Below are 229 nucleotides of genomic sequence, written 5' to 3' on the forward strand. Positions count from 1 at the left end.
CGCGCCGTCGTGCATCACCGCGTGGCGAGCGTGCCCTGGCCACCGCACCCGCCGGCCAGCAGCTGCGAGTGCTTCAGCCAATCCTGGTCGGGGTAGTAAGCAAACACCATCGTGCCACCACGCAACGCATCGATCAGCGGCTTGGCCACCGACAGCCGCACCGCCGGGCAACCCAGGCTGCGTCCCAGCCCGCCCCTGCAGCTGCGCGGTAGCCGGGTTCACGTACGGC

Annotated in this window: 1 protein-coding gene; it reads right to left on the reverse strand. The window is 70.7% G+C overall.

Translation table 11 applies throughout. From position 1 onward, the window contains the following. Nucleotides 1–14: 14 nt before the first annotated feature. Complete coding sequence (locus HMPREF0072_RS12780; protein WP_369073168.1) at nucleotides 15–188, reverse strand: murein L,D-transpeptidase catalytic domain-containing protein; 174 nt, start codon at nucleotides 186–188, stop codon at nucleotides 15–17. Nucleotides 189–229: the final 41 nt, after the last annotated feature.

Source organism: Anaerococcus lactolyticus ATCC 51172 (assembly GCF_000156575.1).
Taxonomy (GTDB): domain Bacteria; phylum Bacillota; class Clostridia; order Tissierellales; family Peptoniphilaceae; genus Anaerococcus; species Anaerococcus lactolyticus.